The 25094-nt window shown below is 42.9% G+C and carries 23 protein-coding genes; 8 read left to right on the forward strand and 15 right to left on the reverse strand.

Annotation, left to right across the window (positions count from 1 at the left end; genetic code table 11):
- The first annotated feature begins 390 nt into the window (after window positions 1–390).
- On the forward strand, window positions 391–1890 hold the full coding sequence (putP, locus tag RAH45_RS08635; RefSeq protein WP_068407662.1) for a sodium/proline symporter PutP: 1500 nt from the start codon (window positions 391–393) through the stop codon (window positions 1888–1890).
- An 82-nt stretch (window positions 1891–1972) separates the two neighbouring features.
- Here putP and RAH45_RS08640 read toward each other — a convergent pair whose 3' ends face one another.
- The 5 genes from RAH45_RS08640 to RAH45_RS08660 all read right to left on the reverse strand — a co-directional run bounded on the left by RAH45_RS08640 (window position 1973) and on the right by RAH45_RS08660 (window position 7406).
- Entirely contained in the window at window positions 1973–2116 is a 144-nt protein-coding gene (locus tag RAH45_RS08640) for a surface lipoprotein assembly modifier (protein ID WP_227514994.1), read from the reverse strand.
- A gap of 125 nt (window positions 2117–2241) precedes the next feature.
- On the reverse strand, window positions 2242–3543 hold the full coding sequence (locus RAH45_RS08645) for an IS4 family transposase (protein ID WP_306495174.1): 1302 nt from the start codon (window positions 3541–3543) through the stop codon (window positions 2242–2244).
- 177 nt (window positions 3544–3720) lie between these two features.
- Window positions 3721–5037, reverse strand: coding sequence for an OmpP1/FadL family transporter (locus RAH45_RS08650; protein ID WP_306495175.1), 1317 nt, complete (start codon window positions 5035–5037; stop codon window positions 3721–3723).
- Between the two features lie 401 nt (window positions 5038–5438).
- Entirely contained in the window at window positions 5439–6890 is a 1452-nt protein-coding gene (locus RAH45_RS08655; protein WP_306495176.1) for a hypothetical protein, read from the reverse strand.
- A 234-nt stretch (window positions 6891–7124) separates the two neighbouring features.
- Window positions 7125–7406: a SlyX family protein gene (locus RAH45_RS08660; protein ID WP_306495177.1), complete on the reverse strand. Its 282-nt coding sequence runs from the start codon at window positions 7404–7406 to the stop codon at window positions 7125–7127.
- Between the two features lie 202 nt (window positions 7407–7608).
- On the opposite strand from RAH45_RS08660, the gene RAH45_RS08665 reads away from it, so the two are divergent.
- The 4 genes from RAH45_RS08665 (at window position 7609) to RAH45_RS08680 (ending at window position 12533) form a co-directional block, all read left to right on the forward strand.
- On the forward strand, window positions 7609–9558 hold the full coding sequence (locus tag RAH45_RS08665; RefSeq protein WP_306495178.1) for an ATP-binding cassette domain-containing protein: 1950 nt from the start codon (window positions 7609–7611) through the stop codon (window positions 9556–9558).
- A gap of 449 nt (window positions 9559–10007) precedes the next feature.
- Complete coding sequence (petA, locus tag RAH45_RS08670) at window positions 10008–10592, forward strand: ubiquinol-cytochrome c reductase iron-sulfur subunit (RefSeq protein ID WP_191692517.1); 585 nt, start codon at window positions 10008–10010, stop codon at window positions 10590–10592.
- 7 nt (window positions 10593–10599) lie between these two features.
- Window positions 10600–11820, forward strand: coding sequence for a cytochrome b (locus tag RAH45_RS08675; protein ID WP_369811263.1), 1221 nt, complete (start codon window positions 10600–10602; stop codon window positions 11818–11820).
- On the forward strand, window positions 11820–12533 hold the full coding sequence (locus tag RAH45_RS08680; RefSeq protein WP_068404411.1) for a cytochrome c1: 714 nt from the start codon (window positions 11820–11822) through the stop codon (window positions 12531–12533). The genes RAH45_RS08675 and RAH45_RS08680 overlap by 1 nt, the downstream gene beginning before the upstream one ends.
- Before the next feature lie 66 nt (window positions 12534–12599).
- Here RAH45_RS08680 and RAH45_RS08685 read toward each other — a convergent pair whose 3' ends face one another.
- The gene (locus RAH45_RS08685) at window positions 12600–13901 is read right to left on the reverse strand and encodes an IS4 family transposase (protein ID WP_306495174.1); all 1302 of its coding nucleotides are present in this window, start codon (window positions 13899–13901) and stop codon (window positions 12600–12602) included.
- 232 nt (window positions 13902–14133) lie between these two features.
- On the opposite strand from RAH45_RS08685, the gene RAH45_RS08690 reads away from it, so the two are divergent.
- Together RAH45_RS08690 and RAH45_RS08695 are read left to right on the forward strand one after the other, a co-directional pair.
- Window positions 14134–14748: a glutathione S-transferase N-terminal domain-containing protein gene (locus tag RAH45_RS08690; RefSeq protein WP_068404413.1), complete on the forward strand. Its 615-nt coding sequence runs from the start codon at window positions 14134–14136 to the stop codon at window positions 14746–14748.
- Between the two features lie 133 nt (window positions 14749–14881).
- Window positions 14882–15319 (forward strand): ClpXP protease specificity-enhancing factor, encoded by a 438-nt coding sequence (locus tag RAH45_RS08695; RefSeq protein WP_068404415.1) that lies wholly within the window; start codon window positions 14882–14884, stop codon window positions 15317–15319.
- A gap of 148 nt (window positions 15320–15467) precedes the next feature.
- On the opposite strand, the gene dcd is transcribed toward RAH45_RS08695, so the two are convergent.
- From dcd to RAH45_RS08735, 9 genes are all read right to left on the reverse strand, one after another.
- Window positions 15468–16043, reverse strand: a complete 576-nt coding sequence (dcd, locus tag RAH45_RS08700; RefSeq protein ID WP_102076576.1) for a dCTP deaminase — start codon at window positions 16041–16043, stop codon at window positions 15468–15470.
- Window positions 16044–16194: 151 nt separating this feature from the next.
- Window positions 16195–16512 (reverse strand): DUF2804 family protein, encoded by a 318-nt coding sequence (locus RAH45_RS13775; protein ID WP_373429166.1) that lies wholly within the window; start codon window positions 16510–16512, stop codon window positions 16195–16197.
- On the reverse strand, window positions 16484–17290 hold the full coding sequence (locus RAH45_RS08705) for a DUF2804 family protein (protein WP_373429167.1): 807 nt from the start codon (window positions 17288–17290) through the stop codon (window positions 16484–16486). The genes RAH45_RS13775 and RAH45_RS08705 overlap by 29 nt, the downstream gene beginning before the upstream one ends.
- A 26-nt stretch (window positions 17291–17316) precedes the next feature.
- Entirely contained in the window at window positions 17317–17739 is a 423-nt protein-coding gene (locus tag RAH45_RS08710; protein WP_306495179.1) for a hypothetical protein, read from the reverse strand.
- Between the two features lie 91 nt (window positions 17740–17830).
- Window positions 17831–19054 carry an iron-sulfur cluster carrier protein ApbC gene (gene apbC / locus RAH45_RS08715; protein ID WP_306495180.1) on the reverse strand — a complete coding sequence of 408 codons (1224 nt, stop codon included), beginning with the start codon at window positions 19052–19054 and terminating at the stop codon, window positions 17831–17833.
- Window positions 19055–19314: 260 nt separating this feature from the next.
- On the reverse strand, window positions 19315–20667 hold the full coding sequence (gene mgtE / locus RAH45_RS08720; protein WP_289050128.1) for a magnesium transporter: 1353 nt from the start codon (window positions 20665–20667) through the stop codon (window positions 19315–19317).
- A 171-nt stretch (window positions 20668–20838) separates the two neighbouring features.
- A complete protein-coding gene (locus tag RAH45_RS08725; protein ID WP_306495181.1) occupies window positions 20839–21639 on the reverse strand; it encodes a 3-hydroxybutyrate dehydrogenase in 801 nt (266 codons plus the stop codon).
- A gap of 67 nt (window positions 21640–21706) precedes the next feature.
- A complete protein-coding gene (locus RAH45_RS08730) occupies window positions 21707–22336 on the reverse strand; it encodes a CoA transferase subunit B (protein ID WP_306495182.1) in 630 nt (209 codons plus the stop codon).
- 68 nt (window positions 22337–22404) lie between these two features.
- Entirely contained in the window at window positions 22405–23121 is a 717-nt protein-coding gene (locus RAH45_RS08735; protein WP_144296479.1) for a CoA transferase subunit A, read from the reverse strand.
- A 326-nt stretch (window positions 23122–23447) separates the two neighbouring features.
- Between RAH45_RS08735 and RAH45_RS08740 the strand changes: the two genes are divergently transcribed.
- Window positions 23448–24863, forward strand: coding sequence for a GntP family permease (locus RAH45_RS08740; protein ID WP_193029988.1), 1416 nt, complete (start codon window positions 23448–23450; stop codon window positions 24861–24863).
- Window positions 24864–25094 lie beyond the last annotated feature (231 nt).

Raw genomic sequence — 25094 nt, forward strand, 5'->3', positions numbered from 1 at the left:
TTAACCTCACTGATAATCATATATTGAAGACTTCTAGTAATATATGATAGTAAGCAGTAGGTTTGATGGTTTTAAATGATTGGTTATATAAGCGGCTGATATTTATAAACGATGATTTGATGCGAGTGAGAAGATAAGATTGCGATACAAGTTTGCCGTTTGCATTTCATTACGACTTTGTAGGTATCAACCCACAACCACACCAATCATATAAAACTAACAGCAGATTTTGAATAAAAGCCATTATGTCCTACTTAATGGCTTTTTTCGTCTTTAGATTTTTTATCTTGAGATACGTTGAGATAGGGTTTTTTAAGCAGCGTCTTATAAGACTCAATTTTTCTCATTAAAAATAATGACAGCCAACTATGTTGGTTAAGGACAGTTTATATGAACGGAGTTTCTAGTGGTGTGCTGATATCACTTGGCGCCTATTTCTTAGTGATGATTGGGATTGGCGTGTATGCTTATTTTAAGCAAGCCAATGATACTGAAGGCTATATGCTCGGTGGTCGTAGCCTAGGTCCCGCCGTGACCGCTTTATCAGCAGGCGCATCGGATATGTCAGGTTGGTTGCTCCTTGGCCTGCCAGGTGCCATGTATGCTGACGGTGTGGTCAGTGCTTGGATTGCCATCGGTTTGACCTTGGGTGCTTTTTTAAACTACATTATCGTGGCACCGCGTCTTCGCGTTTATACCGAAGTCGCTGACAACGCCATCACTCTACCCGATTACTTTGCCAACCGCTTTGAGGACAAATCGCATTTACTGCGCGTCATTTCAGCCGTGGTAATTATCTTATTCTTTACCGTCTATACCGCCGCAAGTTTGGTCGGTGGCGGTAAGCTCTTTGAAAGCTCGCTCAATCTCTCTTACAGTACAGGTCTGTGGGTGACCGCTGGCGTCGTCGTCGCTTATACGCTATTTGGTGGTTTCCTAGCTGTATCAATGACCGACTTTGTGCAAGGTATTATCATGCTCTTTGCTATGGTAATTGTCCCTATCGTTGCTTTGACTGACCTTGGTGGCGTAAGCGCAACGACCAATGCTATCAGAGCAATCGATCCAAGCATGCTCGATATCACAAGTGGCATGACAGCTTTAGGTATTATCTCCTTACTCGCTTGGGGCCTTGGTTATTTTGGTCAGCCGCATATTATCGTACGCTTTATGGCGATTCGCTCAGTGAAAGATGTACCAACGGCGCGTAATATTGGTATGAGCTGGATGATTATCAGCCTGATCGGTGCTTGTGTTACGGGTATCGCGGGCCGCGCCTACGTACAAAAAACGGCAATGACGCTAGATGACCCTGAAACCATCTTTTTGGTATTCACGCAATTTTTGTTCCACCCACTTGTTTCAGGTTTCTTATTAGCGGCCATTTTAGCCGCAATTATGAGTACCATATCATCACAACTACTCGTGGTATCAAGCTCATTGACCAAAGACGTATATAAGCTTTTCTTCGATAGAGATGCCCCAGAAGCGCGTCAAGTATTGGTCGGCCGTATCTCAGTTATTGTGGTGGCCCTTGTCGCTATTTTGCTGGCGTCTAATCCAGAAAGCTCGGTACTGAACTTAGTTTCTAATGCTTGGGCAGGATTTGGTGCCGCATTCGGGCCTTTGGTTATTTTCAGTCTGACATGGCGCGGTATGAACCGCAATGGCGCTGTCGCCGGTATGGTGATTGGTGCATTGACCGTTATCCTGTGGGTCTATGGCCCGTTCGAGATGAATGGCGTCGCACTAAACAGTTGGTTGTACGCTATCGTTCCAGGCTTTATCTTAAGTACCATCGCTATCTTTGCTGTCAGTATCATGACTGGAGGTCCAAGACCGTCAGTATCTGCGAAGTATAAAGAGATGGAAATGAACTTAGATAAATAAACCATTATTGTTTACGGTTCTATTAATGAAAAGACCTCGCTAATCGTAGCGAGGTCTTTTAGTATCAACGTTTTATATATTATTAAAAAGTTTTGGTTAGTAGTACCGTCGCTGATTTTTCATCACGATCATCATAATAAGCAAAGTTACTAGAGGTGGTCTCATAATCAAATACCAGTCTTGGTGTTAAGCCAAGTACGGTAAAATCGCGTTTCCATACTTGCAGACCTAATGAGGTGGTTTTATTTTATCTTACTTCCCTCGTTACATTAATGATCTGTGAAGTTAACATAATTTCTTCTCTCTTAACAAACCATAAAAAAGCGACTCTTGTGGGTTAATGCCAGTCAGTTAACGCTGACTGGTATTTTTTTTGGGATATTTTTGTGGTTTACCCTTAACTACCCTCGGGCAAGATCGCTTTCTACGTTCAGGAATAACAAACAATTTCCCTTCCTCTAAAAGTGTATCTAACAACTTAGGGAAGAGTCCTGCAGCCTGTAAAGGCGCAAACCGTAACAGATCAACAATCGTAATAGACGCCATATGAAAGCTAATTCGTAGAGGGCTAACCTTAGCTCTAACTGCCATATAGCGCATCAAACGTCTTATCAGATTATAAGCAATCATAAGCCCCCAGAACTCTTGTAACACAAGCTGTGGCAGCTTACTTCTTAACACCAGCCCCTCCTGTAGATCAGACTTAATTTCCCTAAAAGCCATCTCGATCTCCCAGCGCTGCAAGTACAGCTGTGCCACTTTATCCTTAGTAAAGCGTTTATCATCTATTAAAGAGGTTATGTATCGTCTTGTCTTACCCTCATAACGACACTCAATTAATCGAGCTTGCCAAGTATCGGGTAGGTTTGGGTTTTTCTTTTGAGCTTGGGGAGAAACCGGCATTTGTATCAAGTAGTCCCCTTCACTAAAGGTTTCAATCACAGTGTAACGCAGATTATCTTTAGCCCGCATAAGCCAATGACTGTTTGGATGGGTTTGTTGCCAACTGATAAGTAGGTCTGCTGAGAAATAGGCTCTATCAAATAGCGTAATGCTATTGTCTTGAACGTTTAGCTGACGGGCTAAGGTGATCTCTCCTTGACCCATATCTCCAAGGGTTGTGTCAATGATCTCATGCGTGTCAGTATTGATCAGGCATACCGAACGCATTTGTGGATAGGGCGCCTCTTTGGTTCTGCCTTTGCTTGAACTAAAGTGCTGAAGGTTCTCATCAGTATAGGGTAGTGAGTATACGACACCGTCTACAGCTTGGACGCTAAGTCCCATAAAGTCTTGCTGCTGGGTTAGTGATTCTGTTTGGTAGTGAGCACTTAGTTGATGAAATAGCTGCTTTAGAGGTTCATGCCCGAGGCGTTGTCTTGCTTGTACGACTGCACTGGGTACACAGGCCTGTGAGTCTAGATTAAGACGCATTTGCTCTGTGATATACCAGATGGAACGGTTTCTATATAAGGCGGTACCTATGACTAGCCAAACGACATGTTCAGCAGGTAGCTTACGCCTTCTAATGCTCGCTTTGCCGGTATATTCTAAAGCTTGCTGTATCCACTCAGGATCTATTAATTCACTAAATTGTTCTAGGGTGTCTGGAATCCTTTTATGCGTCTCATTAATAGCGTTTTGTAGTCTCATAGTAAAATAGCCCATCTACTTATTAGATGGGCTATTTTATTACTTTTATTGAGTTTTTGCCTTAACTGACTGGCATTACTCTTGTGGGTCGCTTTTTTTAATATCGCAATTGCATTTATAATAATATTTGGGGCTCTCCTAAATAGTTTTACTTATCTAGGCCAGCCCCTAATATCTTTACTCACCTTGATAAGATAGTTTCACACCAAGGATATAACCATCGTTATCTTGGAAGTCACCAACGATTTTACCTGTCGGTAATTGACCTTTGGCATCACCGAACCATAAATATTTACCACCAGCTGATACCGCCCATTCAGGAGTCACGTTATATTTAGCACCTAAACCAACACTATAGTAACCATCGATAGGGCCTAATGACGTTGTTACATCGCCAGCACCACTGTCCCATCCAACTGTACCACTAACCGCTAAAGCAGGAGCAATACGTTTAGCAAGACCGAGCTCTACTTGCCATTGATCATCTTCATAATCAACTAAGTTCAAGCCATCAGGACGTGAAACTGGATTTTTGCTGGCTGCATTGTATAGTGGCGGTGTGATTGAAAAATCACTCCAAGGTACCCAGCGTACTTTTGCAGTAGCTAACATCGTTGGGTTAATGCCAGTTTGGAAATCAAGGTTTACTGATTTTGGAGTAGTAATTTCCATGTTAGTAACTTGAGTAGATGGAAGTGCACCACCACTTAATGTAGGAGCTAAAGGATAGCTTTCATAGATGTTCATACTATGGTCAATTTCTGACCGATATGTTAAAGCAGCCTTCAAAGCAATTTCTGGCTTACTATAAGAAATACCTGCTAACCAACCATAATCCTGATCTGGACTAATATGTGAGGTATAACTAGTAGCAGGCCCATAAGCAAGACCACGCAGCTTAACATCAGATTTAACGCGCTGTGCTACAGGACCACCGTAAATTTGGAAGTTTTTATTCGCACCAAGTTTCATACCAAGAATAGCAGTTAAATTCTCACTACGAACTTCAACTTTAGTATTCTCACCTGCAGTCGTTGCTTCAGCGCCTATGATTGCATTACCAAGTGAACCACTAGGCTGCTCGTCATCTGCAAATTCACCTACTGAGTCAGCTGGATTAGTATTAGCAACAAAGTTATTATCACCCTTGTATTCAGCAGCAGCGCCAAATGGCTCATCGTATAAAACACCGATACTAAAAGTATCATTGATATCCGTTTTTACACCGTAACGAAAGAAATCATAAGATTCAGCGATATCGCCTGTTGCATTGCCGCGTACGTAAGAGTTATCAAGCGGGTTATTATTAGCGCTATCATAGCCACTGACATCAGCGTCGATATAGGTATAGACAGCTTCGGCATAGGTGCCATCTTGTAGGAATGCTGTGATATCTTGACCAGAACGATCAAGACCTGCAGCGTTAGTCACACTGGCTACAGAAATAGTAGCGATTGCTATCGCAAGAGTTTTTAAATGAAAAGTAGCGCGCATTGTATGTCTCCAAACATCCTCGTTGTTTAATCGTTCTAATAATCCATATTTAGCATTGTTACGCGAAATATAATTTTATGTAAACGATGTCCTGAAATGAATAGTAATGACTTTTCAATACTAAAACAACAATTAAAACGCTTTATTTCTTGTTGATGACTGAGCAGTACAAAATATTAAATCCTTTTAATAAACAATAGTTTATTAAAATAATAGTCATTAATTTATAATTGATATTATTGACAAACTTAAATCGGAAATTAAAGATCTTTATTCTTCAGTTAAAAGGTATTTATTATTACATTCTCTTTATCATAAACGTAAAAAAACGACCCTTTAAGGATCGTTTTTTTTGTGCAAATTTATAACCTACATTAATGATAGCAATCTTAGTTAAAATATTATTTAGCTTGATAAGATAGTTTTACGCCAAGTGCAAAACCATCATTGTCTTCAAACTTACTGACTACTTGTTTGGTTGGGATTTGGCCATCTGCATCACCGAACCATAAATACTTACCGCCAGCAGATACTGCCCAGTTTTCAGTGATATCATATTTACCACCCAAACCAACGCTATAATAGCCTTCGATTGGACCGAGTGAAGTAACAGGGTTGCCTGCGCCACTATCCCAACCAACGGTACCGCTTACCGCAAACTTCGGTGCTAGACGTTTTGCAAGGCCTAATTCTACTTGCCATTGATCCTTATCGTAACTAACTAAAGGCAAACCTATATCATCTTTAGTTAGGTTTTTACTTACGTCATTATAAACAGGCGGAACAATGGCAAAATCTCCCCAGGGCACCCAACGTACTTTTGCTGTAGCTAAAGTTGTTGGATTAATACCAGTCTGAAAATCAAAGTTTACAGATTTTGGTGTGGTAATATCAATATCACCACCCTTTTTTATTCCTGCTACTGGATATTGTTCATATATAGGAAGGGTATGGTCAATTTCTGAACGATACGTCAATGCAGCTTTTAAAGCAATTTCAGGTTTGCTGTAAGCAATACCTGCTAACCAACCAATATCCTTATCAGAGCTAATATGAGCGGTATAACCGTTCGCTAAACCATAAGCCAGTCCTCTAAGCTTGACATCGGCCTGTACTTGCTGCGCGACTGGACCACCATACACTTGAAATTCTTTGTTAGTACCAAATTTTGCGCCTAATATTGCTGTAATACTCTCAGTGCGTACCTCGACATTCGTACCCTCGCCTTTACTGTCTAGCTCAGATTTGACAGCATTTAAGGGTGCGCCAAGTTGTTCAGCTTCAGTTTTATAGCCTGTCGCTTTCTCTTTTGCATCTTGTGCCAAAGCAGCCAATCTACCCGCTTCAGCAAGGTTGCCCTGCTGCTGAGCTAAGCCTGCTTGCTGAGCAAAACCTTGTGCCTTGGTAGCTTCTTCTACTGCATTGTTACGAGCACTATTAAAGTCTGAGTTTAGATCATTAAAAGAAGTATATTTACCTTGTGTTAAATACTTCGTAGAATTATCAACATTGCCTTGAGCTACGAAATCGTTATTACCAAGATAGTCAGCTGCAGCACCAAATGGTTCATCATATAAGATACCAATACTAAAGGTGTCGTTGATATCCGTTTTTACACCATAACGGAAGAAGTCATAATCTTCTGCGATGTCATCAATTTTATTACCTGAAGAGTCTTTACCACTAACATCAGCATCGATATAGGTATAAACGGTTTCGGCATAGGTACCATCTTGCAAAAACGCGGTGATATCTTGACCTGAACGATCAAGACCTGCCGCACTAGCGATACTAGCTGCAGAAAGAGCAGCCAAAGCTACCGTTAGAGTCTTTAGATTGAAATTTGCGCCCATTGTGTACCTCCAAACATCCACATTGTTTTACCGCTACACCGAACTTTGTTAGGTAGACAGTATCTAAGGTGAAGGATACTAATGTGTTTTTTACATGAAAACAACCGAAAAATACATTATTTCTGCAATATGACTGAATAGTCAGTAAACCGTATATTTATGCCAAAATTCGCATATAAACTTATAATAAATGCTGTGCAATTATTTGTTATCTATAATTAAAAAAACTTATTACTAATAGTGCGGTGGTCTATCTGCCATGACATCAAAAGGCGCTACACCGCCCTCCCCATCTTGGCTTTGCACTTGCTTATAGATAAACTGTAGTTGACGTTGCAAGGTTTGAATATCTCTATCTTGGCGCGTAATAACCTCATCAAGCCTCTCGACGGTAACTTCAAGGTGAGAGAGGTTCATTTGCAACTCAATGACCTGTGCTTGTAAATCTGCTTGGCTATCTGACAGCTGAGCTTGTTGATTAGAAGCGTTTTTTTCTATCGAATTTGGTTGGTTCATATTTTTCTCAATAGTAGTTCTCAATAATAGATAGTATAGTTATTTTCTTTATGAAATCTCAGACTTAACCATTTAAAACAGACTTTATAAAATAGTGTTTACAAAGGCATTTACGCATACTACAGTTAGGTGGCAGCATGTTATACTGCTAGGAATTTTGCAACAACCCCTACCTCACTATTATATAAGCTTAAGATATTCTATGGCATTGATACATTTAAAAGATATTCACTTAGCCTTTGGCGTGGCTCCTGTTCTCGATGGCATCGATTTTTCTATCAATGCAGGCGAGCGCGTTTGTTTAATTGGCCGTAATGGCGAAGGCAAATCTACTTTATTTAAACTGATTAATGGCTCATTGCAGCCTGACAGCGGCGAGATTATCAAAAATAGCAGCATGCGTGTTGCAATGTTAGAGCAAGACGTTCCAGAAACTAGCGGACGTATCTTGGACATCGTGATGGGCGGTAGCCGCCACACCGCTGATTTGCTGATTAACTATAATAAGCAAGTCGATATGTGTGCCAATGGTGATATGGATGCTTGCGAGCATATGGCAACCTTGCAACACGATATCGATGCGGTACATGGTTGGGATTTAGAGCGTGATGCGACCCGTCTAATTACGACCATGGGACTTGATCCTGAAGCTGACCTGTCTTCATTGTCTGGTGGTCGTAAACGCCGTGTACTACTTGCTCGGGCGTTGGTCACCAAGCCTGATGTGCTATTACTCGATGAGCCAACCAACCATTTAGACGTTGAAAGTATCGAATGGTTAGAGCGCTTTTTACTCGACTGGCAAGGTCTGACGTTATTGTTCGTGACGCACGATAGAGCATTTGTCAATAAGCTCGCCACCCGTATCGTTGAGCTTGATCGCGGTCAATTGACGAGCTATGACGTCACCCAAGGCGCTAAAGGGTATGCGCGTTATCAAGAATTAAAAGAACAGCAGCTACTTGCTGAAGAAAAAAACAACGCTAATTTTGATAAAAAGTTAGCACAAGAAGAAGTTTGGATTCGCCAAGGTATCAAAGCGCGTCGTACCCGTAACGAGGGCCGTGTCCGTGAGCTAAAAGCTCTGCGCGAAGAGCGTAAAGGCCGCCGCGAGCAAGTCGGTAACGTCAATATCACCATGGGTGAAGGCGAGAAAAGCGGCAAGCTGGTTTGTAAAGTTAAGAACCTGCATCTGGAATATGATGGCAACGTCTTGGTCGACAACTTTAGCACCATGATTATGCGCGGTGACAAAATCGGTATCGTCGGTCCCAACGGCGCGGGTAAAACCACGCTAATTAAAGCCCTACTAGATATGTCCGACGATGAAGTTACTAAAACAGGCACGGTCGAGCTTGGCACCAATTTACAAATTGCCTTTTTCGATCAGCTGCGCGACCAGTTAGATTTAGAAGCCAGCGTGGCGCAAAACGTCTCTGAAGGTTCTGACTTCGTAGAAGTTGGCGGGCGCAAAACGCATATCATGAGCTATCTGCAAGATTTCTTATTTGCCCCAGAGCGTGCGCGTACGCCTGTTAAAGCCTTATCAGGTGGTGAGCGTAACCGTGTGTTATTGGCTAAGCAATTATTAAAGCCTGCTAACATTCTAGTGCTCGATGAGCCAACCAACGACTTAGATATGGCCACCCTTGAGCTATTAGAAGAGTCGGTCGCCAGCTTCAACGGTACTATCTTGCTGATTAGCCATGACCGCTCATTTATGGACAACGTCGTTACCTCTACTTGGGTATTTGACACGGATGAAGAGGGTAATGGTATCGTCAAAGAATATGTCGGCGGCTATCAAGAATACTTGGTACAAAAAAACCGTGAAGAAGAAGCGAAAGCTAAGAAAACTAAATCGTCTAACGATAATGCTGCTAGTAGCAAAGCTAACAATAAAACTACGGTCACGGCAAAGTCTAATACCGCTGCCAAAAAGCTCAACTACAATGAACAGCGCGAACTCGATAACTTACCAAAAGAAATCGCTGCGTTAGAAGCTGAGCAAACGGAGCTAGAAGAAAAGCTGGCTGACGGTTCTTGGTTTACGAAAGATATGGAAGCCGCTACGGCTGCCAGTGAGCGTTTATTGGTCATCGAAGATGAGATGATGACTAAGCTTGAGCGTTGGCACACGCTTGAGAGTTGATATTGTCTAGCGCTATTTATCACCACATAACCTTTATATCGAAAATGGTGAAAGGTTATAAATAGCTTACGACCACTTACAACCGTGTAATGTGCGGAAAGTTAGTGAACATTGTCTTGATTTCAAGTATCATTCCCTATTGCTGAATACCCTTATTATTTATAAGGTCATTATTCATAATAGTCTTGTTGATAAAAAAGCGTACTTTAAGGTAGGTTAAATATTGATAATTAAGCAGTTTTAGACTAATTATCTTGTTTAACACTGGAGTACGCTTTCTCAAGGCTGCTTTATTTTTAACACAATAATTTATTTTATGACCGAAATAGCTTAGAATAGCAACAATTAGCAAAATTAGGCACAGCTAACGTGGCTTGATAATTGTCATTTTTCTAAGCCACAAACCCAGTGTGGGATAATCCCATTTCATTCACCTGGAGGAAGTATTAATGAGCCATGCCGAAGGCGTTAACGTACAACGTCGTAGAGTTCTTATTGCCTCGACTGCCGTCATTGGTGCAGCTGGGGTAGCTGCTGTGGCGACACCTTTTGTCCGTTCTTGGACGCCGAGCGCAAAAGCCGAGGCTGCAGGCGCTGCAGTGACCCAAGATATTGGTTCTATCGAAGCAGGACAGATGATTGTCGTCAAGTATCGTGGCAAACCTATCTTTGTGGTCAAGCGCACTGAAGAGATGCTGACCACCTTAGAATCAGTCAAGTCATTACTGTCAGATCCTGATTCAGATGAGTCGCTACAACCAGAATATTGTAAAAACCCTGAGCGCTCTTTATCACCAGAAGTCCTAGTGGTAGAAGGCGTCTGTACACATTTAGGCTGTGCACCAAACTACCGTCCTGATGTGGGCGCAGCTGATTTAGGCGGTAATGACTGGTACGGTGGATTCTTCTGCCCATGTCATGGCTCTAAATACGATTTATCGGGTCGTGTTTATAGTGGTGTCCCTGCACCGCTTAACTTACCAATCCCAGAGTACAGCATGGATGGTACTATCTTGACGATTGGGGAGGCTTAATATGAGCATGGGTAAAAAGTTAATGCATTGGGTAGACGCGCGCTTTCCTGCGACTGAAACCTATGAATATCACATGTCAAAGTACTATGCACCAAAGAACTTTAACTTTTGGTACTTCTTTGGCGTGTTATCAATGGTGGTATTGGTCAACCAGCTAGTGACTGGTATTTGGCTAACGATGATGTACAACCCAAGTGCCGAAGGGGCATTTGCGTCTGTTGAATATATCATGCGTGATGTCAAAGGAGGCTGGCTCATCCGTTATATGCACTCGACGGGCGCTTCTGCGTTCTTCGTCGTCGTATATTTGCATATGTTCCGCGCCTTGCTATACGGTTCATACCAAAAACCGCGTGAGCTTATTTGGCTCATCGGTATGGGTATTTACCTAGCATTGATGGCAGAAGGTTTCTTCGGTTACCTACTTCCTTGGGGCAACATGTCATTCTGGGGCGCTCAGGTTATTCTAAACTTACCTGCAGCTCTACCTGTCATTGGTGACGGTCTTGCTGAATGGGTACGTGGTGACTATATCATCTCAGGTATCACCCTAAACCGCTTCTTTGCTTTGCACGTTGTTGCTATTCCACTTGTCCTTGTCGGCTTAGTGTTTATGCATTTAGTAGCACTACACCACGTTGGTTCAAACAACCCTGATGGCATTGATATTAAAAAGCTAAAAGACAAGAATGGCGTACCATTAGACGGTATCGAATTCCATCCGTACTATACTGTGCATGACATGGTTGGTATTGTGGTCTTCTTTATCTGTTTCTTTGCGGTGGTATTCTTCTTCCCAGAAGGCGGCGGTTTCTTCCTTGAGCCACCAAACTTTGAAGCAGCAAACTCACTGAAAACACCTGCGCATATTGCACCAGTATGGTACTACACACCTTTTTATGCCATCTTACGTGCAGTTCCTAATAAGCTTGGTGGTGTGATTGCAATGGGCGGTGCGATTGCCTTCCTATTCTTAATCCCATGGCTTGATAGATCGCCTGTACGCTCGATACGTTATAAAGGTATTTTGTCTAAGATTGCCCTTACTATCTTTGCTATCAGCTTTGTGGTATTAGGCTACTTGGGTGCGACACCTGCAACGCCAACAGCGACGATTTTGGCACGTATCTTTACCATTCTGTATTTCTTGTTTTTCTTATTGATGCCGTTCTACACAGCTATTGAGAAGTGTAAACAGCCACCAGAACGCGTTACCGGAGGTCACTAATGAGCACGCTAATTAAATCCCTAGCTGGTCTAGGCTTAGGCGCCGCGCTGACGTTGACTGCTGGCACTGCAAGCGCATCAGGTGGTGGATGTGGTACTTTTACCAATGCCGATGGTGTGGTTGAACACTTAGCTTGTAGTACAGCTCCTATTGATTTTACCAATAAGGGTTCGCTACAAAATGGCGCGAAAATCTTTATGAACTACTGCGCTGGATGTCACTCAGCAAAGTATGTTCGTCATTCGCGCATTGCTAAAGACTTAGAGATACCGCCTGAGCTGGTTGAAAAGTATTTGATGGTCACCACCGATGAAATCGGTGACCATATCAATGCTGAAATCGACCCCGATGTTCAAGCATCATGGTTTGGCGCGGCACCTCCGGACTTGTCACTTGAAACAAGACTACGCGGTGATGACTGGGTTTATACTTACCTTCTATCGTTCTATGAAGATCCAAGCCGTCCTTGGGGCTCGAACAACTTAGTACTTGCAAACGCTGCTATGCCGCATGTGTTGCATAATATGCAAGAAACCTTAAGTGAAGAAGAGTTTGAATCTGAAGTTGGTGACTTGGTTAACTTTATGGCGTGGATGGCAGAGCCAGTACGTCATGACCGCCAAGTAATCGGTTTCTTTGTGATTTTATTCTTATTAGTACTGCTCATTCCAGTTTATTTGTTAAATAAAGAATTCTGGAAAGACGTAAAATAATAAAGCAATAAAGATCCAAACTTTATCTAAAAAAAAAAGCACTACCTCGGTAGTAATGCCAGTCAGTTAACGCTGACTGGTATTTTTTTTGGGATATTTTTGTGGTTTACCCTTAACTACCCTCGGGCAAGATCGCTTTCTACGTTCAGGAATAACAAACAATTTCCCTTCCTCTAAAAGTGTATCTAACAACTTAGGGAAGAGTCCTGCAGCCTGTAAAGGCGCAAACCGTAACAGATCAACAATCGTAATAGACGCCATATGAAAGCTAATTCGTAGAGGGCTAACCTTAGCTCTAACTGCCATATAGCGCATCAAACGTCTTATCAGATTATAAGCAATCATAAGCCCCCAGAACTCTTGTAACACAAGCTGTGGCAGCTTACTTCTTAACACCAGCCCCTCCTGTAGATCAGACTTAATTTCCCTAAAAGCCATCTCGATCTCCCAGCGCTGCAAGTACAGCTGTGCCACTTTATCCTTAGTAAAGCGTTTATCATCTATTAAAGAGGTTATGTATCGTCTTGTCTTACCCTCATAACGACACTCAATTAATCGAGCTTGCCAAGTATCGGGTAGGTTTGGGTTTTTCTTTTGAGCTTGGGGAGAAACCGGCATTTGTATCAAGTAGTCCCCTTCACTAAAGGTTTCAATCACAGTGTAACGCAGATTATCTTTAGCCCGCATAAGCCAATGACTGTTTGGATGGGTTTGTTGCCAACTGATAAGTAGGTCTGCTGAGAAATAGGCTCTATCAAATAGCGTAATGCTATTGTCTTGAACGTTTAGCTGACGGGCTAAGGTGATCTCTCCTTGACCCATATCTCCAAGGGTTGTGTCAATGATCTCATGCGTGTCAGTATTGATCAGGCATACCGAACGCATTTGTGGATAGGGCGCCTCTTTGGTTCTGCCTTTGCTTGAACTAAAGTGCTGAAGGTTCTCATCAGTATAGGGTAGTGAGTATACGACACCGTCTACAGCTTGGACGCTAAGTCCCATAAAGTCTTGCTGCTGGGTTAGTGATTCTGTTTGGTAGTGAGCACTTAGTTGATGAAATAGCTGCTTTAGAGGTTCATGCCCGAGGCGTTGTCTTGCTTGTACGACTGCACTGGGTACACAGGCCTGTGAGTCTAGATTAAGACGCATTTGCTCTGTGATATACCAGATGGAACGGTTTCTATATAAGGCGGTACCTATGACTAGCCAAACGACATGTTCAGCAGGTAGCTTACGCCTTCTAATGCTCGCTTTGCCGGTATATTCTAAAGCTTGCTGTATCCACTCAGGATCTATTAATTCACTAAATTGTTCTAGGGTGTCTGGAATCCTTTTATGCGTCTCATTAATAGCGTTTTGTAGTCTCATAGTAAAATAGCCCATCTACTTATTAGATGGGCTATTTTATTACTTTTATTGAGTTTTTGCCTTAACTGACTGGCATTACTACCTCGGTAGTGCTTTTTTTATGTTTGAATAAATGGTTAGTTATAAAGTTTTCTGTTAAAAATAACCTTATGGGCAATGGTTACGTACGCTGCCTTGATAAACACAGCGACATTGTTTACGATAATAGGCTTTACTAATACATTAGGCTTCCATGATTGATGCGAATGACATTCCAAGTAGTCAGCTGATTTTATACGCTGACGATGGCTACAACAGCCATGTGGTACGCCTATTGCTTGAAGAAAAAAAGCTTGCCTATTATTTATCGCGGCTACATTCTGAGCGTCCGGAAGACTTGACCGAGCTCAATCCTTATCACACTTTGCCTGTCTTACAACAGCGTGAGATTGCGCTATATGAGATTAACGTTATCTTCGAATACCTTGAGGAGCGTTATCATGCCAATAAACTACTGCCAGATACGCCGCAAGAGCGCGCCCAGTTTCGCCAATTGGCTTGGCGTATACAACATGATTGGTTAGTGCTCGGCAAACGGTTGCTCATGCATCCGGACAGTTTTAACAAAGCGCAAGCAGCCTTGGCTAAAAAGCAGCTAAGCGACTCCTTAATTACTTTGTCGCCTTTATTTGCTCATAAACCTTATTTTATGGCCGACGAGTTTGGTTGGTGCGACGTGCTATTAGCGCCGTTGTTATGGCGATTAGAAGAGATGGGTATTGAGTTACCGCGCGCTATCAGTCGCCCCCTATTTGACTATCAAAAACGGGTCTTTGAACGTGACAGCTTTCAAAAAAGCGTACGTTAATTAGACAACCGCTAACGACTCCCCTAAAATAGACTTTGATATAGAATAGCGATATAGTGAATGATTTTTCTATAAATACGACTTTATCGCAAACGAGACAGTATTTAATAATAATGCATAAGGAAACCAAAAAATGAGCGAAGAAACCACCTCTATTACCCCAACACGTCCCTATATGGTGCGCGCGCTATATCAATGGATAGAGGACAATGCGCTCACCCCATACCTGATGGTAGATGCTACTGCTGACAATGTCCAAGTCCCTAAAGAGCATATCCAAGACGGACGTATCGTGCTCAACATTGCTAGCCGCGCGACCGGTAATATGAGCATGGAAAATGATTATATTCATTTTAGTGCGCGCTTCGGCGGTGTCTCGCAAGAGATTTGGGTACCATTGACGGCGGTAATGGGGATTTATGCCAAAGAAAATTCGCAAGGGATGTTTTTTGACCCTAATGAATACGATGATTATGTCCCTGAAGAAGACGCAGCGACTACCTCCAAGAAAAGTACTGCTGCCCCAAAACCTAAGCGCGATAATAAAGCAGGGTTAAAAGTTTTAAAATAATTATGTTAAAAAATCGACTTTAAAATAGCCGAAAGAATTAGCCATAAAAAAGCCAGTCATATTCCATATGCTGGCTTTTTTTATGGTCAGTCCAAAATGCTAACAGGCTCAAAAACACTTAATCTCTTGGCGTTTAAGTGCTTGAGTATTAAGTTCTTGGCAGTGTCACACCGCGCTGACCTTGGTATTTACCGCCGCGGTCTTTATAACTGGTCTCACAAACGTCGTCCGCATCGCTTTGAAAAAACAGCATCTGTGCCACGCCCTCGCCCGCATAAATACGCGCAGGCAAGTTGGTGGTATTACTAAATTCCAACGTCACATGCCCTTCCCACTCAGGCTCAAGTGGTGTGACGTTGACGATGATACCGCAGCGTGCATAGGTCGATTTACCAAGACAAATCGTCAATACATCACGCGGAATACGAAAATACTCCATCGTGCGCGCCAAAGCAAAAGAGTTTGGCGGAATGATACACTCGTCACCGATGACATCAATGAAGCTTTTTTCATCGAAGTTTTTTGGGTCTACAATCACTGAATGGACGTTGGTAAAGACTTTAAATTCAGGCGCACAGCGTACATCATAACCGTAGCTTGAGGTGCCATAACTGACCAAACGCTCGCCGGCATCATTAAAACGTACTTGACCTGGCTCGTATGGTTCAATCATGCCATGTTCTTCGGCCATTTTACGAATCCAGCGGTCAGACTTGATAGACATTGTTGTTCCTTAGCAAATATAAAATCGAGATGATGATATGAATGATATTTTGATAGCGACGATTATACGGAATTGACGGCGCAATTTATAGAGCGGCAACGACTTTAAAGTTAAACCTGCTATTTATAAGTGCATCATAAGCGCTCATAAGCTACCATTTAGCAAAATGATCTTCCGCTAAGCCCATTACCTTATCAAGCTTAATCACCTCATCTACTAGCCGTATCTCACCACTATACAAACCAAGCCATTGCTCAAAGATACTGGCGAGCACACCGAAGTTATCGGTCTTTTTATAGACAGTCATCGGCGTAAAGGTTAAATCAATATCAACCTTGCTCCAGCCAAGATTTTGATGATAAATACGCCAAGTATGCTGCGCAGCTGCATCCAAATCTTGACGTACAAACATCACAGGCGGCAAATACACTATCTGCCCATCAAGCGTTTTCACTGGCGCCGGTTTCATTGACACCCATCGATAAGTTAAGAGTAAAATGACGACCGTCTGGCAAGTAGCTATTAATACAAGTCCAAAACCAATTGGTCTTGTGGCGCATATAGCCAAGCGTCCAATCTAGATTGGCAATAGTCGTGTCAGTAAAGTCGATTTGCTTGGCTTTAGCATCAGGAACAGTAATATTAGATGTTGAATGAGATTTAATAAGTAGATGTCCAGATATTGCTGTCAGCGGCTCTTTTTGGGTAAAGGTCCAACCGCGTCTGCCCGTTGGTGTACAGATAGCTAGTGGCTGTGATTGTCTTGCTAAGGTTGCATTGAGTGCAAGGTTTTGACTATCTAGCACAACGTTAATCTGCGAAGGCGTAAAATCCAATGTTACGGTCAGCTTATCATGGGTAAACGCCATTTGACCTTGATAGCAATCGCCTTCTAATAAGGTCTGCCGCGGCAAAGGTTGCAAGGCTTCGCAAACTTCTAGCTCACTAGTTTCATCATGATAAAGATAAACGAAGGCGCTGGTCGCAAGCTTAATCGTCGCCAGTGCTAGGCAAACTCGATAAGGCGGCTCGATAATTTGGATAAAACAAAATTGGTTGGCTTTAAGCGCTTTGCGCCAGTTTGGCAGCGCTTTTTGCGAGATAAGATAACTATGATAGTCAAGATAGTTGATGCGCTTAACGTTAGCAAAAACGCCTAAGTTAGGTTGAGCGTTTTGAATAAGCTGGTCAATCTCAACTACTCTCAAGTGATTAGCGATAGGTTGATGATTATTATTTTGCTTCATGGTTAAGGCATCCTAGCCAAAATTCATTACGAGACTACCTGTCCTTGGTAGCTAACCATGCTGCTGACGATTCTTCTCTTCGCTTGTCCTGAAGCAGCCCAAACGGCTTCTCTAATAGCTTTAATCTCTATCATCGTCAAACCATCTATAAGTTCTTCTGTCACATTGACTACTGCAAAAGAACTTATGCCAAACGGATGCCTAGAAAACTTAAGCAATAAATCAGTCATAGCTTGTACTGCTTGTAAAAAATCAGCAATCACCATTCGGCGATTGCTAAAATCTGCATTAACCTGATAGCGTTTGCCACTGCCATCTTTATAGTAGCAAACCGCGCTTACTTGATTATTCGACAGCTCAATCACGTATATCGGCGGACGAAATAGCTTTAGGAGCTGATATTGCTTGGGGATAGTATCTAAATGACGTTGATAAATGGATAGACTCACGATACTTCCTTTTTAAAATTCAAAGTCATTTAGATTGTAAGACTTTATATGCTTAGGCTATTTTATTAACTTTAGAAGCCATTAAAAACTATTAGAAAATCCGCTTATCATCAACTGGTTTGGCAAATTTATTGATATTGGCTTCGATATTTTTAGCAATACTTAGATAATACGGCGCAAATTCATCATCGGCCAACACGCTCGGCTCACCTTTATCCACTTGGGCGCGAATACCGCTAGCAAGTGGCAACTGACCCAAGAGTGGCACATGGTATTGCTCAGCGATTTTTTCGCCGCCACCCGTACCAAAAATCGCTTCAGTATGGTTACAGTTGCTACAGGTATGCAGCGCCATATTTTCAACCACGCCAAGTACTGGAATATTGGTTTTATTAAACATCTCGATGCCTTTTTGCGCATCAAGTAAGGCGATATGCTGCGGCGTCGTCACAATCACCGCACCCGTTACCGGAATGCGCTGCGCCAATGTCAGCTGAATATCGCCAGTACCAGGCGGCATATCGATGACTAAGTAATCGAGCTGCGGCCAATTGGTTTGGTTATACAGCTGCATTAAGGCGCCAGTGGCTTTTGGTCCGCGCCACGCCACAGGTGTATTATCACCATCGAGCAAGCTACCAATCGATAGCATTGCCAAACCATGCGCTTCAATAGGTACAAATTGCTCGTTTTCTAGCTCGGGTTTGACCTTGTCTACGCCCAGCATCGTCGGCATACTTGGTCCATAAATATCAGCGTCTAGCACGCCAACCCGATTGCCCAATTTCTGTAATGCTAAGGCGATATTAACGGTAGTGGTTGATTTACCAACGCCGCCTTTACCCGAAGCGACGACGATAATATGGCGGATACGCGGATGCGCCGTTAAGGACGCTTGCGTCGGCGCCGCTTTCGTAATCGGCGGTTCAGCCTGATTGCTACTATCCGTATTTGCAGAAGGTTTGGTCTGCTTTTCCATCGCGTTGGTGGTTTTTGGCATGGCTTTTGGTAGGCTTGAGCCCGCGCCTTTTGCAGGCGCTGGTAGGCGCACATTCATATGAATCACTCTGATGCCATGCGGATGCAGCAGATTGCCAAGCTCTTGCTGAATGGTCTCGGGGTCGCTATTTTGCGGCAGATGCAAATCCAAAGTCAGCTCATCGCCATCGCGCTCTAGACCTGTGACCATAGTCGCAAGACTACTATTACCTAAATGGTAATTGAGTAAAACTTGATCAACGGCGCTATCACGAGCCGCTTGTTGCTGCGGAGATTCGGATTTCGAAGATGCTCTTTTTTTTATAAAATTAAACATAGCTACCTCTACTACCTATATCGATGGTTAAATTTGGCAAAAACGATGAATCTTTTTAAACAATAACTGTTTGAAATTGTTTAAAAAAACTCTTAGCTAAAACTTTAGCCTATAAAACTTTTGCCAAATGCTTTTATATAGATACAGTGTAGCTCAATGGGCGCTATAAAAAAACCACACTGTCAGTAGGTATGAGGGTCAAAATTGGTGTTATTTTTTTATTTAAGCGGTCTTATGTAAATGACCGTTTATTAAACGAACTAACCAATTGGTAAAAACCTAGAAGCGATGAATAAATAAATCAGCACGCCTGACGCATCACTGATTGAAGTAATCAAAGGCGCACTGGCGGTTGCAGGGTCAAAACCGAGTTTATTGAGTATAAAAGGCAGACTCATGCCAATGACACTACCAATCATAACGACACACAGCATACTTAGTGCCAGAACCAAAGAGACGGTCGCGTCACCACGCACATAGCCAATAAGGGCAATGGCAACGGCCATCGTCGCCCCGAGCAGCAGTGCAACTAAGGCTTCGCGGCCAAGGAGTGAAAACCAATCACGCATCACCACATCACCCGTCGCTAAAGCGCGTACCATTAAAGTCGCTGATTGCGAGCCGGCGTTACCGCCACTATCAACCAGTAAAGGTAAGAAAAACACTAAGACCAAGTTTGCCGCAATGACGTCTTCGAAGTTAGCAATACTTAGCCCCGACAGCAAGTTGCCAAATACTAAAAACACCAGCCAAAAAACTCGCTTACGGTAAAGGACAGTAATACTGACGTCTTTTAAGCGCCCAACCATGGTCGAGACACCGCCTGACTTATGGAAGTCATCCGTGGCTTCATCACTTGCCACGTCCATCGCATCATCGTGGGTGACGATACCGACCAACGCCCCACTGGCATCAGTAATGGGTAGGGAGATTAAGTCATAACGAGCAACGGTTTTCGCAACGTCTTCTTGGTCATCGTTGACATCAGAAGAGATGACCGAGCTGACCATGATGTCTTTAATCAGCTGTTCAGGCGATGATAAAATAAGCACCCTTAATGACACCACGCCCAATAGCTTACGCGCGTCATCAATCACATAAGCATGATAAATAGTTTCGGCATCGGGCGCTTCTAAACGTAGCGCGTCCAAGGCTTCGGCGACAGTCATCTCAGCCCCTAACGTCGCATAATCAGAGCTCATCAAGGCACCAGCTGTGCCTTCTTCATAGGCCGATAGACGGCGAATATCCTCACGCTTCGCCTGCGCTAAGGCAGGTAATAGCACGTCGCGTTGGTCTTGACTTAAGCGCTTATACAAATCAGTCCGTTCATCTGACGGCATCTCACCGACTATCTTGGCTAAAATAGCGCGCGGAAAGACATAAGCGAGCGCCACTTGACTATCTGGGTCTAAATAAGCAAATATCGTCGAGCGATTGGGCAAATGCGCAAGGAGCTGCCAAGCGAGTTTAGGTTCAATTAATGCCAATAAATCAGCTATATCGATGGGGCGCTGGTTTTGAATCTCTTCAATCGCTTGCTCATACTGCTGCTGCTCGATAGCACGGCTTATTTTTTCGGCATAGGTCAACGCCAAGTCTTTATTATTCATCGCTTCTACTCCGTGCAGCGCAAAATGGGCAACAGGCGCTCATAAAAAAGAGCCAATATTATTGGCTCAAATTAACATAAAATCAAATGCTAAAGGATTGGTGTTTTATTAGCAAGCGAATGATGCTTAAACCAAGCAAACAGCCCGCAAATCTATCCATTGACCACAGCGTTAACTCATAAACCAACCATGACTGGCGACGATAGACTGCCCAGTAAATACATTGCTTGGAAAAGCCGCTAAGAATAATGCCAATTGAGCGATATCATCAACCGTGGTAAATTCTTTATCAACGGTATTGACCAACATAATGTCATTTACCACAGATTCTTCACTGATGGCTTTTTCAGCTGCTTGTTGCGGGATTTGTTTCTCGACTAATGGTGTTTTGACAAAACCGGGACAAATGACATGTGCGCGTACATTATGTTCAGCGCCTTCTTTTGCTAGCACACGACACAGCCCCAATAGACCATGCTTGGCAGTTACATACGGTGCTTTAAATAATGACGCTTCATGCGAGTGCACTGAGCCCATATAAATGACCGTACCGCCTTTGTCAGCCTTATACATATGTTGCACAGCCGCTTTAGTGGTTAAAAATGCCCCATCTAAATGAATAGCGAGCATTTTTCTCCAGTCATCGAACGCCATTTTATGAATCGGGTCAATGATTTGAATACCGGCATTTGATACAAGAATATCTATACTGCCAAAGGTATCCAATAATTGCTGTACGCCAGAATTTACGGCATCCTCTGAGGTCACATCCATGGCAATTGCAAGTGCACGTCCGCCAGCGGCTTCGATAGCATCGACCGTTTGCTGTGCGGCTGCCAGATTAATATCAGCAATACCAACGGCAGCGCCTGCTTTAGCATAGGTTTCAGCAATATCACGGCCAATGCCGCTTGCAGCGCCAGTGACCAATGCTACTTTGCCGGTCAAATCTTGTTGTAATGTGGTCGCCATATTTTATAGTCCATTATTAAATAGGTTGTTTGGATGCCTGTATTACCCGCTTATTTATTAAACTGGCTTATTGGGTAATGCTCACCGGCGTTTTTTCTTGTAACTCCTCAAAACTTACGCCTTCTGCAAGCTCAACCAATTTTAGACCGTTGCCAGTGACATCTAATACGGCAAGCTCGGTAATGATACGGTCGACCACGCCTTTACCTGTCAAAGGCAATTCACACTCGGCAAGGATTTTTGGCTCGCCATGTTTGTTGACCTGTTCCATCAGTACAATTACCCGCTGCACGCCAGCCACCAAATCCATCGCGCCGCCCATGCCTTTGACCATTTTTTTTGGAATCATCCAGTTGGCCAGATCGCCTTTTTCGGATACTTCCATCGCGCCCAATATCGCAAGATTGACATGACCACCGCGGATCATCGCAAACGACTCTGAACTACTAAAATAGCTGGCACCCGGTTCGGTGGTGACAGTTTGCTTGCCTGCATTAATCAAATCCGCATCGACATTTTCTTCGGTTGGAAACTCGCCAATACCGAGTAAACCGTTTTCAGACTGAAGCCAAACATCGACGCCTTCAGGGATATAGTTGGCGACTAGGGTCGGTAAACCAATGCCTAAATTGACATAATAGCCATCTTTTAACTCTTGCGCGGCGCGCTGTGCCATCTGCTCTCTTGTCCATACCATGATAGTTTCCTTATTTTTTACAAAGCCTATTGTTATTTTTTCATTAAAACCATTAAATAATCTTTCATTTAAGCGCTTGTAGTGGCTGCTTTGGTAGTAGTTTTTTCAATACGTTTTTCGGGATTATCATTTAAGACAATACGCTGGACAAAAATACCCGGTAGATGGATCTCATCGGGGTTTAGCTGCCCTATCTCTACGATTTCTTCGACTTCCACAACTGTAACTTTACCTGCCATCGCACAATCTGGATTAAAGTTACGCGCCGTTTTATTAAAGATTAAGTTGCCAGCTTTATCGGCCTTTTGCGCTTTGATTAGTGCCACATCTGCCCGCAAAGTATGTTCAAGCACATAGGTACGACCATCAAATTCGCGCGTCTCTTTGCCTTCAGCCACTTGTGTGCCAACGCCCGTAGCGGTATAAAACGCTGGAATACCTGCTCCGCCTGAACGCAGTTTTTCTGCTAACGTCCCTTGCGGTGTCAGTTCAACCTCTAGCTCGCCTGACAAATATTGACGCTCAAACTCTTTATTTTCACCGACATAAGATGAAATCATTTTTTTGATTTGGCGCGTTTGTAACAATAGACCTAAACCAAAATCATCGACACCGGCGTTATTACTGATACAGGTCAAATCCTTGACCCCGCTATCACGCAGCGCTTCAATCAGCGCTTCAGGAATACCGCACAGTCCAAACCCGCCGATAGCAAGAGTTTGCCCGTCACTAACGATACCTTTTAACGCCTCTGCTGCGCTGCTATATACTTTTGATTGACTCATGCTTATCTCCTTGCAAGTCACTTTTTATATTTTATTTAATGATTTTTCCTGCATGATGCAACTCACATCATGGCAACTCTCGTCTTACCAACCAATAGACACAGTTATTTTAAAAGCAATACACTGCGTATCGATATATCTTATTTAAAATTCTTATGCTAACTTAACATATTATTCTCACAGCGACTAGAGAATAACCATAAGGAAATGGGAGCGGTATTTCACGTTTGTGCTACTTGATAATAGCGATATTACTATCGCCTGCACATGACGTAGTAGCAAACGTTATTTATTCGCTATTTAACACCGGCCAAGGAGAGGCTTTCATGTTTAGCACATTTGCTATTATTATCACTTTATTATTATTGATGTTCTTTGCTTATCGCGGCTATTCCGTGCTGATTTTGGCACCGATTATGGCGATGTTGGCTGTATTACTTTCAGGTGATTTCTTAAGCAGCATTCCTGCCTATACTGATGTATTTATGGGTGCATTAAGTGGATTTTTGCTAAAGTTTTTCCCTATCTTCCTACTCGGGGCACTATTTGGGCGCTTAATGGCAGACTCAGGTGCGGCAACAGCGATTGCCAAAACCGTGGTCGAAAAGCTCGGTGCCAGCAAAGCTATTTTGGCCGTTATTTTAGTATGCGCTATTTTGACCTACGGTGGTGTGTCATTATTTGTGGTGGCATTTGCAATCTATCCGATCGCTAAAGACTTGTTTAAAGCTGCGGATATTCCTAAACGCTTGATTCCAGCTGCAATTGCGCTAGGTTCGTTTACCTTTACTATGACTGCATTGCCTGGCACGCCAGCAATTCAAAATGCAATTCCCATCCCTTATTACAATACCAACGTTTTTGCTGCCCCTATTTTGGGTATTGTAGGCGGTCTTATAATGTTCTTTTGTGGCTGGTTGTGGTTACAATCAAGAGCCAAAAAAGCCGTTGCAGCAGGTGAAGGCTATGGTCAGCATGATGAAAGTGATGTGGGTGGTGTTGGTAGCGCAACAGTAGAAACCAATTTGGCGAGCACGCATCACAGTTCCTTTACCGTTGCTATGATCCCGCTGGTGCTGGTCATCGCACTAAACGCTTTATTAACTTACTTTATTTTTCCATCGATGGATTTTAGCGGTTTACAAGCCCAGTTTCCGGACTTAAATATCGCAGGTTCACTTGGGTTATGGTCAATTATCATCTCATTGGTCGTTGCTTGTACTGTACTCATTGTGCTGCGTATTGGACATTGGAACAATCTACAAAAAACCATTAACCGTGGAACTTATGACTCAATGTTGCCAATTTTTAATACGGCCTCGGAAGTTGGTTATGGCGCAGTTATTGCCTCATTAGCAGGTTTCCTTATTATTCGTGACAGTATCTTAAACCTAACCCCTGGCAACCCACTTATCTCAGAGGCGGTCGCTATGACCACGCTGGCTGGTATTACGGGGTCATCTTCTGGTGGCTTAAGTATCGCTCTATCGACGCTGGGCGAAGACTATTTGAGAATGGCTGTCGCTGCTGGCATTGACCCAGAGCTGATGCACCGAGTCGCTGTGATGGCAGCAGGCGGTTTAGACACCTTGCCACATAGTGGTGCGGTCATTACCTTGCTGGCGATTTGTGGTTTGACGCATAAGCAATCTTATCTAAACGTTGCTATGGTCACTATAGTAATCCCACTTATTGCGGTGGTTGTTATTATCATTTTAGGAACGATGTTTGGCTCGTTCTAAAAAGTAGCTAAAATATAAAAACGGACTATAAATACCACAGAAATCTACCCTTTCATCGAATCCACTTATTCATTAAACCTACTTAGCAAATTGCTGGGTGGGTTTTTTATGTTAGTTTTAGCATAGCTGACTTTAAATAAAGCTAATTTCCTCTATCAAACAAATAACCATATAAATGCTAAATATAGTTAATCACTGTCTTAGCATCGATTTAATTACCAAGGTAATATC

It is taken from the genome of Psychrobacter sp. van23A, from assembly GCF_030845275.1.
GTDB classification, from domain to species: domain Bacteria; phylum Pseudomonadota; class Gammaproteobacteria; order Pseudomonadales; family Moraxellaceae; genus Psychrobacter; species Psychrobacter faecalis.